The 12,294-nt window shown below is 42.2% G+C and carries 11 protein-coding genes and 1 other RNA gene; 3 read left to right on the top strand and 9 right to left on the bottom strand.

Annotated features, from left to right (window positions below):
• Positions 1 to 144: 144 nt before the first annotated feature.
• Positions 145 to 1,236 (bottom strand): DNA polymerase IV, encoded by a 1,092-nt coding sequence (gene dinB, locus INE92_RS00290; RefSeq protein WP_004301910.1) that lies wholly within the window; start codon positions 1,234 to 1,236, stop codon positions 145 to 147.
• A gap of 217 nt (positions 1,237 to 1,453) precedes the next feature.
• Here dinB and INE92_RS00285 point away from each other — a divergent pair, with 217 nt between their 5' ends.
• Together INE92_RS00285 and INE92_RS00280 are read left to right on the top strand one after the other, a co-directional pair.
• Entirely contained in the window at positions 1,454 to 2,881 is a 1,428-nt protein-coding gene (locus tag INE92_RS00285; RefSeq protein ID WP_008645305.1) for a DUF4419 domain-containing protein, read from the top strand.
• Positions 2,866 to 4,008 carry a PDDEXK nuclease domain-containing protein gene (locus INE92_RS00280; protein ID WP_162864659.1) on the top strand — a complete coding sequence of 381 codons (1,143 nt, stop codon included), beginning with the start codon at positions 2,866 to 2,868 and terminating at the stop codon, positions 4,006 to 4,008. Before INE92_RS00285 ends, INE92_RS00280 begins: the two co-directional genes overlap by 16 nt.
• Positions 4,009 to 4,206: 198 nt before the next feature.
• Here the strand turns inward: INE92_RS00280 and ssrA are convergent.
• Positions 4,207 to 4,603, bottom strand: a transfer-messenger RNA (tmRNA) gene (gene ssrA, locus INE92_RS00275).
• A 183-nt stretch (positions 4,604 to 4,786) separates the two neighbouring features.
• Here ssrA and INE92_RS00270 point away from each other — a divergent pair.
• Entirely contained in the window at positions 4,787 to 5,968 is a 1,182-nt protein-coding gene (locus INE92_RS00270) for a lactonase family protein (protein ID WP_008645307.1), read from the top strand.
• Positions 5,969 to 6,011: 43 nt separating this feature from the next.
• Here the strand turns inward: INE92_RS00270 and INE92_RS00265 are convergent, their stop codons facing one another.
• The 7 genes from INE92_RS00265 to INE92_RS00235 all read right to left on the bottom strand — a co-directional run bounded on the left by INE92_RS00265 (position 6,012) and on the right by INE92_RS00235 (position 12,210).
• A complete protein-coding gene (locus tag INE92_RS00265; protein ID WP_151921419.1) occupies positions 6,012 to 6,653 on the bottom strand; it encodes a M23 family metallopeptidase in 642 nt (213 codons plus the stop codon).
• A 28-nt stretch (positions 6,654 to 6,681) separates the two neighbouring features.
• Positions 6,682 to 7,347, bottom strand: a complete 666-nt coding sequence (locus tag INE92_RS00260; RefSeq protein ID WP_151921418.1) for a B3/B4 domain-containing protein — start codon at positions 7,345 to 7,347, stop codon at positions 6,682 to 6,684.
• Positions 7,348 to 7,397: 50 nt separating this feature from the next.
• Complete coding sequence (pgeF, locus tag INE92_RS00255) at positions 7,398 to 8,210, bottom strand: peptidoglycan editing factor PgeF (protein WP_151921417.1); 813 nt, start codon at positions 8,208 to 8,210, stop codon at positions 7,398 to 7,400.
• Complete coding sequence (gene obgE / locus INE92_RS00250) at positions 8,207 to 9,370, bottom strand: GTPase ObgE (RefSeq protein ID WP_149942561.1); 1,164 nt, start codon at positions 9,368 to 9,370, stop codon at positions 8,207 to 8,209. The genes pgeF and obgE overlap by 4 nt, the downstream gene beginning before the upstream one ends.
• An 89-nt stretch (positions 9,371 to 9,459) precedes the next feature.
• Complete coding sequence (locus INE92_RS00245; RefSeq protein ID WP_004301902.1) at positions 9,460 to 10,029, bottom strand: adenylate kinase; 570 nt, start codon at positions 10,027 to 10,029, stop codon at positions 9,460 to 9,462.
• Positions 10,030 to 10,088: 59 nt separating this feature from the next.
• Complete coding sequence (gene hpt, locus INE92_RS00240; protein WP_004308350.1) at positions 10,089 to 10,625, bottom strand: hypoxanthine phosphoribosyltransferase; 537 nt, start codon at positions 10,623 to 10,625, stop codon at positions 10,089 to 10,091.
• A 40-nt stretch (positions 10,626 to 10,665) separates the two neighbouring features.
• A complete protein-coding gene (locus INE92_RS00235) occupies positions 10,666 to 12,210 on the bottom strand; it encodes a peptide MFS transporter (RefSeq protein WP_004325025.1) in 1,545 nt (514 codons plus the stop codon).
• Positions 12,211 to 12,294 lie beyond the last annotated feature (84 nt).

The raw sequence follows: 12,294 nt of genomic DNA, 5'->3' as shown, positions 1-12,294 counted from the left end.
TTATTTCAAATAGAGTATCTGTTTTACTTCAGACAAAGTATCTGTTTGGATATTCTATCCTCTTTCTTTTTTTCATTCTTTGATTCTCTTCTTTTTCATCCCTTATTCTTTCCTCTTCATCCCTCTATTTCTTCCCCTTCGCCTTCAATCCCAATCGCTAAATTCAAAGCTCAACTGTTCCCAAACACCGTGTTGTTCATCGGCTTCCTCTTTTGGATTGGAGACGGAAAGACCGATGAGCCGGATTGGATGTTGCTCAAATTCGACGCTTTTAAGCAATTCTTTTGCAAGTGGGAGTACCCGGTCTAAGGTGGTGAGTTCCTGCGATTGAGTAAGGCTTCGGGTTATCTGGCTAAAATCATGAAACTTGATTTTCAGAGTAAGCGTGTTGCCTTTGAAGTCTTTTCGCTGAAGACGTTCAATCAGCTCTACTGCTACATGGTATAGTTCGATAATGACCGATGAACGGGCTGAAATATCACGTTCCAATGTACGTTCGCAGCCAATGGATTTACGGATACGAATTGCTTCGACAGGGCGTTCGTCAATTCCTCGTGAGCACTCATAATACAGTGCGCCGGCTTTCCCGAAATGGGCTGTCAGCATTTCAAGAGAGCATTTCCGTAGTTGAAGTCCATTGTGGATGCCAAGTAAATGCATCTTCTTTGCAGTCACCGGACCCACTCCCCAAAAAGATTCGATAGGAAGACGGGCGATAAAATCAAGGGCCTGTTCCGGATGAATGGTACATAAGCCGTCCGGTTTGCGATAGTCCGAAGCTATTTTAGCCAGAAACTTGTTATAAGAAACTCCGGCAGACGCAACAAGGTTGAGCTGCTCCCGAATCTTCTGCTTTATTTCCTTTGCTATATCCACAGCCAGGGAAATATCTTTCTTATTTTCAGTGACATCCAGAAAAGCTTCATCCAGAGACAGAGGTTCGATGATATCCGTATATTCGTGGAAAATCTCATGTATCTGACGGGAAACGGATTTATAAACATCCATCCTGCCAGGTACAAAAATGAGTTGGGGACAAAGTCGCTTCGCCTTTTGCGAAGCCATAGCGGAACGGACACCGTAACGCCGGGCTTCATAGCTGGCAGCAGCCACAACTCCCCTCTCTTCTGCATGACCTACCGCTAAAGGCTTGCCACGAAGTTCTGGATTATCACGCTGCTCTACAGAGGCATAGAAGGCATCCATGTCAATATGTATAATCTTTCTCTGCGTCATTGTTTGGGATTAGCAGAGCAAACTTACTATAAATTCCCGAATAAATCCTGCTTATCGGTTCAAGAAATAATATGCTTATGATTTTTATAGATATAAGTCAAAAAAAACATTCAATATCTCGTCAAAGACAGTTCTTATAATATTATATTTGCATATCGTCTATTCAAAATATAGAGGTAGTTAATAAGTTTGTGCCATCATACAACTCTTTAAGATTATGAAAAACACATTATTTTGCTTATTCATATTTTGCAGTGTTTCCACATTCGCTCAAAATGGAATCACTTTTAAGGTCGAAAAGCTTTCAAAGCCTGAAGAATTACTTCATATACACTCCCCGAATGAAATTTACGAAAGTCTTATATTATCAGATATGAACATAGAGCCTTATGAGATAAAAGAGAAGAATATCAAGGTTCCTTATCATATCATTGCAAAGAGCGAATCTCCCGACAGTCTCGTTTCTTTTGGCCCTAATTCTTTTTTCAATGGTATGTATCAGGCTTATGCGGATCACAGGCCATTCGTATTGTCTCCGGACATGATTTGGCTATTAATCAGCCAGGGATTTGCACGGCATATCAATGCCAATCAGGAATCTATGAGAAATGAACTTGTTGATTTCTCCGGCAAACTATCCTTAATTGTAAGAGAAGACAAAAAGCTGGAAGACCCTACTCTTTCGTGGGAGAAAATCTTTCCGCAATTTACAGAACAAATATCCCAATACGCCGGTAAGCATCTGACCGAACTGCTCACCTGCAATTTTTCAACGACTACCTCTTTAGAGAAAGTTGCTTCCGAAATAACAATCATGGAAGCTGTAAAACCTTACTTTGAGTTTATCATCATACGCATTGTCTGTGGAATACCTGAAATAACTCTCGAAGGAACACCGGAGGACTGGGAAAAACTACTGCACAAAGCCAGAGGGTTGAAAGAATACAAACTCGATTGGTGGATTTCAGAACTGGAACCTCTTTTGGAAGAATTTGTCAAAGCATCTAAAGGAGAAGTCAATAAGGACTTTTGGCGCAACATGTTTAAATATCATTCACAGAAACGATACGGAGCCCCAAACATTATTGATGGATGGATCGTGAAGTTTTTCCCTTATGATAAGGAAGGGAAAAGAAATAATCTGAAACAGCTGGAAGGCAAAAATTGTCTCCCTGATGAGATAGTGAAGGTAGATGTAAAGTATCAGGAAGTATATGGCGACGCTATCAAAGAAACTCCATTAGAATTTTGGGCAGGTTTCATTGGATTAGAGCAAAACAGCAAGACTTTTGCTCTGCGACCGCAAATTGGTTGGATGGTCAGGAAGAAAGACGTTAATAAGGAGGGATTAAAAAGTAAATTAAGTGCTGATGCTCAAAAGGATGGTTGGGGAAGCGGCATCAATATCAGAGTAAAAGAATTTCCGGCTGTACTGTTGGAGCTCAAAGAAATAAAAAGGTTGGATATCCAATTTATCGATACAATCAATATACCGGACGAAATATCAAAGATAAAAATCGGATCGTTGAGTTTATATGGAAAGATTACTAAAGAAGGGATAGAACGTATCAAAAGATTATTACCTGACACAGATATAAAAATAAATGGTTCGCGAGGTGGGAGTGCTTCATTTATGACTCCATAATAAAAAGAGGCTATCCAAAAGCCATAAGTCAGATTTCAAAGGCTATCAAGATGCACTATCCCGAAAAGAAAGGATATTCAGCGAGAAGCCTTACCTATATGTGTCAGTTTGCCCGAACATACCCACTAGAGATATTACAAAGAATGCTTTCTTGTGACAAGGTATTGGGAACGCCAACAATCCCCAATATGCTATCCTTGACTGATGAACTGAACTGTTTACCAATTACGCAAGAACCTCTTGCGCAATTTCAGACAAATATATTTCAATCAAAAGAATTTACGCAAGAGCCTCTTGCGCAAATTCAAAAGATAGACAAGACAATCTCCGCAATGCTGCAAACATCCATTGATGATATTGAAAAGGATTTTGTTTGTTCCCCCATTTCAAAAATAAACTGGACCAGTCATGTGATACTATTGGATAGCTCATTACCCTTAGGAAACAAATATTGGTACATGAAACAGTCCGTTGAAAACGGATGGAGCAGCAACGTATTAAAGATACAGATTGAGACTAATCTGTTCAAACGGCAGATAGAAACACAGAAAGTCAACAACTTTACAAAGACCTTGCCCGCTCCTCAAAGTGACTTAGCCAACTATTTGCTGAAAGACCCGTATATATTCGATGTAGCAGGTACAAAAGAACTGGCAGATGAAAGAGATATTGAAAAACAGCTTGTAGAACACGTCACAAGGTATCTATTGGAAATGGGGAACGGCTTCGCCTTTGTAGCCAAACAGAAACATTTCCAAGTCGGGGATAGCGATTTTTATGCAGACCTTATCCTATACTCCATAAAACTCCACGCCTATATAGTCGTAGAATTAAAGGCTACTCCATTCAAGCCAGAATATGCAGGGCAATTGAATTTCTACATTAACATCGTAGACGACCAGTTGAGAGGTGAAAACGACAACAAGACAATAGGATTGTTGCTCTGCAAAGGCAAGGATGAAGTAGTAGCACAATATGCCTTGACGGGCTATGCACAGCCCATAGGAGTAAGCGACTACCAGCTAAGCAAAGCCATTCCCGAAAATCTGAAATCCGCCTTGCCAAGTATCGAGGAAGTGGAGGAAGAATTATCACAGCTACTCGATAACAAGAAAGACGAAAAGTAATCCGATCAGTCCCGTTTGGACAGTCTTGACATTTAAGCCGTCTGCCACCTATACAACGACCGATTCGACCCGAGCATTGACGAACAGATAAATATCACAGAAAATAGAAATATTAAATAAAACAAAAGCACCCCGCTTTACATTATTAGGATGTAAAGCGGGGTGCAAATCTCATAAATTACTTAAAATCAGCATTTATTGTGGAGCTGGAGGGAATCGAACCCTCGTCCAAACGAGGAAATCATAAGCTTTCTACATGCTTATCTTTGCCTAAATTTTCGTGCAGGAACAGAACCAAAGCCATCAATTCCTGCCTTATCCTCTAAAGCTTCATCAAAAGTGCGAGGCCGCCTTTGACTATCCCCGATGTAACTGCACCACTGAACCGGAATGCTTCGGAGCAACAGCTTCCGAGTGATGTCTCGTCCTGGCACCTAGTGCCTGGATTAAGCTAATCTACTGTGATTCGATTAAGCAGCAAGAGCGTAATTAGTTTCGCCAGATAAAATTTTGGTAACTGATATTTAAGTGGAAATTACCGACCCACTGCATGCTTACCTACCATTTCTGCCCGCTGTCAAATCCAGTCAACCCCAAATTTTTATTCGTACAGAATAGCGATTGTTTAGAACGCTTTCCAAGAGTGCAAAGATAGGAAATGTTTTCTAATTTACGAGAAGACGTTAGCAAATATTATATCAAAGCACTATCTTTACGGAGCTATTTTATATTTAAGGTGAAAAAGCATCATGAAAAATCAACCAATAATAAGCTACTTATGATTAAGACATATCTATCTAAAACATCTATATTCAAAGCATTTGCCGCTGTTTGCATATTCGGAATCAGTATCAGTGGCTGTACTTCTAAAAAAAAGACTCCTATGGAAACAACCGATACAACGGAAAACGAACTAACCATGTTGGTGGGTACTTACACATCAGGAACCAGTAAAGGGATATATAGCTACCGCTTCAACGAAGAAGATGGGACTGCCACTCCGTTAAGTGAAACGGAAGTTGAAAATCCTTCTTATCTTGTTTCATCTGCCGACGGAAAATTCGTCTATGCAGTCAGTGAATTCAATAATACACAAGCTGCCGCCAATGCATTTGCCTTCAATAAAGAAAAAGGTACTTTGCAACTATTAAATTCACAGCAAACGGGAGGTGAAGATCCCTGTTATATCATCGCCAGTGGAAATAATGTGATAACCGCCAACTACAGTGGCGGCAGCATCTCCGTTTTCCCTATCGCAAAAGATGGCTCGCTCCTACCCGCTTCCGATATTATACAATTCAAAGGTACGGGAGTAGACAAGGAACGACAAGAGAAACCGCATCTGCATTGTGTCCGTATCACTCCGGATGGTAAATACTTGTTTGCCGATGACTTGGGTACAGATCAAATACATAAGTTTATCATTAACCCAGCTGCAAATGCAGAAAATAAGGAAGCATTTCTGAAAGAAGGATCGCCTGCTGCCTTTAAAGTGAAAGCCGGTTCGGGTCCCCGCCATCTGACTTTCTCGCCAAACGGTCATTACGCCTATCTGATTAATGAGTTATCGGGCACAGTAATCGCTTTTGAATATAAAGACGGAGATTTAAAAGAGATCCAGACAATCGCTGCCGATACGGTAAACGCACAAGGAAGTGCTGACATTCATATCAGCCCGGATGGAAAATTCCTGTATGCCAGCAATCGTTTGAAAGCAGATGGTATTGCCATATTCAGTATTCACCCGGATAACGGAATGTTGGCGAAAGCAGGCTACCAACTGACAGGGATTCATCCACGCAATTTCATCATCACGCCTAATGGGAAATACTTGTTGGTTGCTTGCAGAGATAGCAATGTGATACAAGTTTATGAAAGAGATGCAGATACAGGACTATTAACAGACGTACATCAGGATATTAAAGTAGACAAGCCGGTCTGCATAAAATTTGTGCCATAATTTGTCATAATCCCCTGGCTATTCATCAACTACTGATAGCCCTTTACTTTTTATTTTGAGCAATCCGATTGTCAGGAATTTGAGTCTTCACAACGATTTTACTCCCGTTCTTGGTACACTTGATACATTCTTTCCGCAATGTTCTCTCTTTTAAGTCAAAAATGAGATTCGGATTAAAATGTTGCCCGTTAATACGGGTTTCGAAGTGTACATGTTCGGTAGTGGCACGACCGGTACGTCCTGTCAGCCCGATAGCTTGTCCGGCTTTTACAACATCACCAGTTTTAACCAGATTCTTGAAATTGTGGCTATAAAGCGTTTCCAATCCGTTAGCGTGGCGGATTACAACGATATTTCCGTAGGCATAATAGGGTTTCGACATACGCACCACTCCATCAAAAGCAGCACGAATCGTATCTTTTGCACAGGTCTTAATGTCTGTTCCCGAATGTCCTCCGCGAGTTCCATAGGCAGAGATTACTTTTCCTCCGGGTAATGGAAAAGCATATTCGTGGTCTTTCAGAGAATCCAAATGCAGATAGATATGATTGCTTTTAGCAAATAATCCGGGAGTAGCTACCCGTACATCAGCCATTTCGCGGGCAGAGAAGGAGGATTTATCCTGCCCGTCGGCAGTCAGTGGCAATAATAATAAAACTGTCAGTAAGATAAGTATGTTTTTCATGTCTTTTTTCTTAGAGCACTCATTCTAATTATTCGAAGAATGCGATTTCGCCTCCATCCGATTCTGTATAGTTTCTTAATAAGGTCTGTATCATTTCAACAGCTTCTTGCAAACCTTCTTTTCCGTTATAACCATTGACTATGGCTAGGATATGAGTAGTTCCGAGGTCCATCTTCGTACGTTCATGGTCGCTTGTCGGGGTTCCGATTCCTCCGAAAGAATCGCGATATACAGGTAATCCTTCGATATTCAATACACCGCGTCCGATACCTTCAAACGGTTCTCCTGCTTTGCCGATACCGAGTTCAAGGTGCGTACCTTGTATTTTGTCCGCGTCAAAACCACCGATCGAATGTCCTGTGCGAAGAGACACAAGGTTGATAAGGTCTACCAACGTATCAATCTGATATAAAGGAATTCCACGCATCAGGCGGCGGCGTAGAGCTTCGGCTGACGGGCGGTAACGTCCGGGGTCTTTGCCACAACGTTTATAAGCCTCACGGGTAGCAAAGATAACGGGTTGATGTTTGATGTCTTCCATCTGTGTTGTGGAAGTCAGTTGCCTAGTAAAAGCGTCGATCTCCTGCCAAAGCCCTTCGCTGTAAGCTGTATTTTTCACTGCAGCATACACGGCGGCTCCGGCAAAAACCGGGCATGCGTCTTTTATTTCTTTAGATACTTTTATTTCAAACATAACTTATCATAAACCAATCATCAGCGTCCTGCGATTACGGACACCAATTATTACTTTCTAATCATTATTCCCGACAATGTACGACCGGAATCTATTCCCAGTCTACGTGCAGAGAAGAATTCATCATGATGAATATAGGTACAGATTCCGGCCACTTCTATCTGTTCTGCAGGCACTCCGAGATTCAGTAATTCAATCCGGTTAGCTTCCCACAAATCAATATGATATTTGCCTGTTTCTTTCTTTTTCATAGAAATAAGAGACATATCGAAGCCGCTTTCTTCAAAAGCATCATACACCTCATCACCTACTTCAAATGATTCGAGCGAAATGCTCGGCCCGATGCAAGCTATCACATCTTCGCCTTGCGTCCCGAACATCTTATTCAAGTGGTCCATCACATTACTGACAATATGCTTCACCGTTCCCTTCCATCCGGCATGAACGGCAGCCACAACGTGTTGTTTTTTGTCGTACAGCAATACAGGAACACAATCCGCCGTCGTGACACAAACGCAATATCCCGGCACATTAGTTATCAAGGCATCCATTCCTCGCAGAAGTAGCCGTCTCATTTCCAATGATTCTTTAAAAAATGATTCATTGATAATCAGACTGGCACAGCCATGATTCTGTTCAGGAATAAATAATTCCTTTATCTGATGATTCATGCACTGAAACAACCAGCTCTGATTACGATTGACGTTCATGCATGAGTCGTTGGTATAAGGCGAACAGTTGAAAGAGCTGTAAGCTCCGGTGCTTATACCTTCGTGACGCGTAGTTACAAAATGAGCTACTTCGGGATATGCCTCCAGTGACTTATATCCCTTCAACTCGTTATATTTTGTAAGTGAAATCATTTTTCTTCCCAATCTTCTTCTTCGTATTCATAATCGATATCATCGTCATCGTCGACATCTTCCTCATATTCATAAACGATGTCTTCATCTTCGCCCATGTCTTTGAGTTCCTGTTGCAGACGGGTCACGTCTTTCGGACGGTGAACGATGTCCTCTATCTTATTGCTTTCCTTGTTCAGTTCTTCCCAAAGGATGTCTTTCAACACCGAGATGCCCAAACCGGAAACAGAAGATATGAATACATGTGGAATGCCTTCCGGCAATGTAGGTTCAATCTCGTCCATCAACTCCTGATCGAGCATATCGCTCTTGGTGACAGCCAACACACGTTGCTTGTCCAACATTTCAGGATTGAAGGTACGCAGTTCGTTCAGCAAGACTTCGTATTCTTTACGAATGTCGTCGCTGTCTGCCGGAACCATAAACAGCAGTAATGAATTACGTTCGATATGACGCAAGAAACGCAGTCCCAAACCTTTCCCCTGGCTGGCACCTTCGATAATACCCGGTATGTCCGCCATCACAAAGGATTTTCCACCGTGATAGGAAACGATGCCCAAGTTGGGTTCGAGCGTAGTAAACGGGTAATCGGCAATTTTCGGTTTGGCAGCCGAAATGGAAGAAAGCAAAGTTGACTTTCCCGCATTCGGTAAACCTACCAGACCGACATCGGCAAGCAGTTTCAGCTCCATGATAACGGTCATTTCCTGCATCGGCTCTCCCGGCTGCGCAAAACGCGGAGCCTGACGGGTGGCCGTCTTGAAATGCCAGTTACCCTGACCGCCGCGGCCGCCTTTGAGCAAGACCACTTCCTGTCCGTCTTCTGTTACGTCACAAAGATACTCCCCTGTCTCGGCATTATAAACTACCGTTCCGCAGGGTACTTCTATTATTTTATCCGCACCGTCTTTTCCGAAACTACGTCCTTTGCTCCCCGATTCACCATGACCGGCCATTGCATGACGGTCATACTTCAAGTGCAGCAATGTCCAGTAATTACGGTTACCGCGCAAGATGATATGACCTCCTCTTCCACCATCGCCCCCATCAGGACCTCCGTTAGGACAATATTTCTCGCGCCTCATGTGCGTAGAGCCTCTTCCGCCCTTGCCCGAGCGACAGTATATCTTTACGTAATCAACAAAATTCGATTCAGCCATATTTTTTTAAAGAGTTAAAGTAGTCAGTAGTTAGAGCAGTTAATTAAAACACTCCGGCTACTGACTTATTTATTTATAATATCGTATTATTACAATTTATCTACTGCTTCGCAGATTTCAGCGAAGATACCTTCCATAGTACCCAAGCCGTTGATGTGTTGGTATTTCTTTTCGTTCTTGTACCAGTCGATCAGTGGAGCAGTCTGTGAATGATATACATGCAGACGTTTCTTGATTGTTTCTTCGTTATCATCAGCACGACCGGAATCCTTGCCACGTTTAATGAGACGTACCATCAGTTCTTCTTCCGGAACATCCAAGTCAACCATTACAGAAACGTCCTGTCCTCTTTCTGCCAACATTTTCTTTAATGCTTCTGCTTGTGCAATTGTTCTTGGGAAACCGTCGAAAATTACCCCTTTGCTATCTTTGAAGCTGTCGAATACGCTTGCCAGAATATCAATCATTAATTCATCAGGAATCAATTGACCTTGGTCGATATAACCTTTAGCTGTTTTACCCAGTTCTGTGCCATTCTTGATTTCAGCACGCAATACATCTCCTGTCGAGATGTGATTGATTCCATACTTTTCTACGATACGTTCGCTCTGTGTTCCTTTTCCTGAACCCGGAGCACCGAAAATTACGATGTTCAACATTTTGTTATTTACAATTTAACGATTTACTATTTACCATTTAAACTGGTACCTATTTAATATTAATCTACTACTGTATAAATATCGGGATAATTACGTCCGAAACCATCATAATCCAGTCCGTAACCTACGATAAAGTCGTTCGGGATTTCCATCGCTACATATTCAATGTTGAGGTTTACCTTGAGCTTTTCAGGTTTTACCAACAGAGAAGCGATATGAATAGCTTCAGGATTGCGTGTACCTAATGTTTCGAGCAGTCGCTGCATCGTCAGTCCTGTGTCTACGATATCTTCCACGATCACAATGGTACGTCCGGCAATGTCTTCATTCAGGCCGATTACCTCTTTAATCACTCCGGTGGAAGTGATGCCCTGATAAGACGCCAACTTCACAAATGAGATTTCACAAGGGATGGTGATGTGCTTCAGTAAATCAGCGGTAAACATGAACGAACCGTTCAACACACTAAGGAAAAGCGGATTCTTACCTGCCAAATCGCGGTTGATTTCGTTCGCTACGCGAATCACTTCTTTCTGAATTTCTTGTTCCTTAATGGAAACGGTAAACAATTTGTCTTTTATCTGAATGGTATCCATAACCGGTAATTTAAAAATAACCTTGCAAAAATACGATTTTTTATTCTACCCCGTGCATCATCTTCTGTAATTTCTTCGAGAGAAGGAACAGAATCAACGAAGCAACACCGGACATCACGACGAATACCATAAAGAAATCATACATGGTAGCAATCTGATAACCAAAGATTGACTTCACTTTTCCGGCTTCCGGATAGAGCCCGCTCAACATTCCCGCAAATTTATTGGCTGTGGCAGTAGACAGATACCAGATTCCCATCATCAGGGAGGCGAAACGCAGCGGACTCAATTTATTTACCATTGAAAGTCCGATAGGCGACAAAGCTATTTCACCCATGGTATGAATAAAGTAAAGTCCTGTCAACCAAATCATGCTCACTTTCACTCCGGGAACTGCATCTTTCACTCCGAAACAGATGAAAAGATAACCTAAAGAAAGGAGTAACAGACCAATCGCTTGTTTGGTAGGAGAAGCAGGTTCCATCTTTCGCTTGTTCAGGAAACCCCATACACCCGGCATGATATATGCCAGGACAACTACAAACAGTGGATTGAAGGATTGAAACCATGAAGCCGGCATTTCCCAACCGAAAATGTCACGATTCGTCTGTTCGGACGCAAAGAGAGTTAAAGAAGCTCCCGCCTGTTCGTAGGCTGCCCAGAAGAAGATGACAAAGAAGGCTACTATATAGATAACGAAAATACGGCTGCGTTCTATTTTTGTCAATGAACCGTCTAACAAGATCAGAACAGGGAAAACAATGCAGGCGGTAAAAATACCGATACTCACCCAATCGCCTTCAAATGCATAGTTAAAGAAGGCTATTAAAGCAATGGTAAGAATTGTGATTACAAGGGTATTACGTACTTTGGTACGTTTGTCCATCTTCGGGTGTGAGATATGGTCGGCCTTGTCTTCTTTCTTTTCACGTTTAGCATCGGGGATAATACCAATCGGTTCTCCGGAAGGAGAAAAAAGATATTTATTCTTTTGAGTCTCGAAAAGAACAACGGTGAACAGTGTCATGATTCCGGCTGCAAGAAATCCCCATTTAAAGTCATGCGGATCACCGGTATCACCCAGATAACCACAAATCAAAGGAGCAGCAAAAGAGCCTACATTCACTCCCATATAAAAAATGGTGTATGCAGCATCCAACCGCCTGTCTCCGGGTTCGTAGAGCTGACCTACCAGAGAAGAGACAGTGGGTTTGAAGCAACCATTGCCCAAGATCAGGAAGCCTAGTCCGCCATACATCATCCAGTGGGCAAGGTTTGTATTATCTAAAGTGGAGGCACTCATAAACATCAGGAATTGCCCGACTGCCATCATCACCGCTCCCCAAAACACGGAACGACGGATTCCCCAATATTTATCGGCAATGTATCCGCCAATCAACGGGGTTAAATAAACTAGTCCGGTATAGCTGCCGTAGATGGATGCTGCCGCTTCTTTGTCAAACAATAATGCCTGCGTCAGGAAAAGAATAAAGATCGCACGCATACCGTAATAACTGAAACGTTCTGCCGTGCTTGTCGCGAAAATCAGATAAAGGCCTTTCGGATGCCCTTTCAATGCACTCATGAATTTATGTGTTTAGTAGTTTATGGGGTGCAAAGGTACAGAAAAAGTAGATTAGATGCTTCTCTTATCAAACAGAATAATAGG

The sequence above is a fragment of the Bacteroides xylanisolvens genome, from assembly GCF_018289135.1.
GTDB classification, from domain to species: Bacteria; Bacteroidota; Bacteroidia; order Bacteroidales; family Bacteroidaceae; genus Bacteroides; species Bacteroides xylanisolvens.
The sequence above is the reverse complement of the archived record's forward strand: the minus strand, read 5'-3'. Positions and strand labels throughout refer to the sequence as shown.

Bases quoted from the DNA above. Each gene is read 5' to 3' on its own strand.
- INE92_RS00235 (WP_004325025.1), bottom strand. From the start codon at position 12,210: ATGAGTGCATTGAAAGGGCATCCGAAAGGCCTTTATCTGATTTTCGCG.
- INE92_RS00265 (WP_151921419.1), bottom strand. From the start codon at position 6,653: ATGAAAAACATACTTATCTTACTGACAGTTTTATTATTATTGCCACTG.
- pgeF (WP_151921417.1), bottom strand. From the start codon at position 8,210: ATGATTTCACTTACAAAATATAACGAGTTGAAGGGATATAAGTCACTG.
- obgE (WP_149942561.1), bottom strand. From the start codon at position 9,370: ATGGCTGAATCGAATTTTGTTGATTACGTAAAGATATACTGTCGCTCG.
- INE92_RS00285 (WP_008645305.1), top strand. From the start codon at position 1,454: ATGAAAAACACATTATTTTGCTTATTCATATTTTGCAGTGTTTCCACA.
- INE92_RS00260 (WP_151921418.1), bottom strand. From the start codon at position 7,347: ATGTTTGAAATAAAAGTATCTAAAGAAATAAAAGACGCATGCCCGGTT.
- dinB (WP_004301910.1), bottom strand. From the start codon at position 1,236: ATGACGCAGAGAAAGATTATACATATTGACATGGATGCCTTCTATGCC.
- INE92_RS00270 (WP_008645307.1), top strand. From the start codon at position 4,787: ATGATTAAGACATATCTATCTAAAACATCTATATTCAAAGCATTTGCC.
- INE92_RS00245 (WP_004301902.1), bottom strand. From the start codon at position 10,029: ATGTTGAACATCGTAATTTTCGGTGCTCCGGGTTCAGGAAAAGGAACA.
- hpt (WP_004308350.1), bottom strand. From the start codon at position 10,625: ATGGATACCATTCAGATAAAAGACAAATTGTTTACCGTTTCCATTAAG.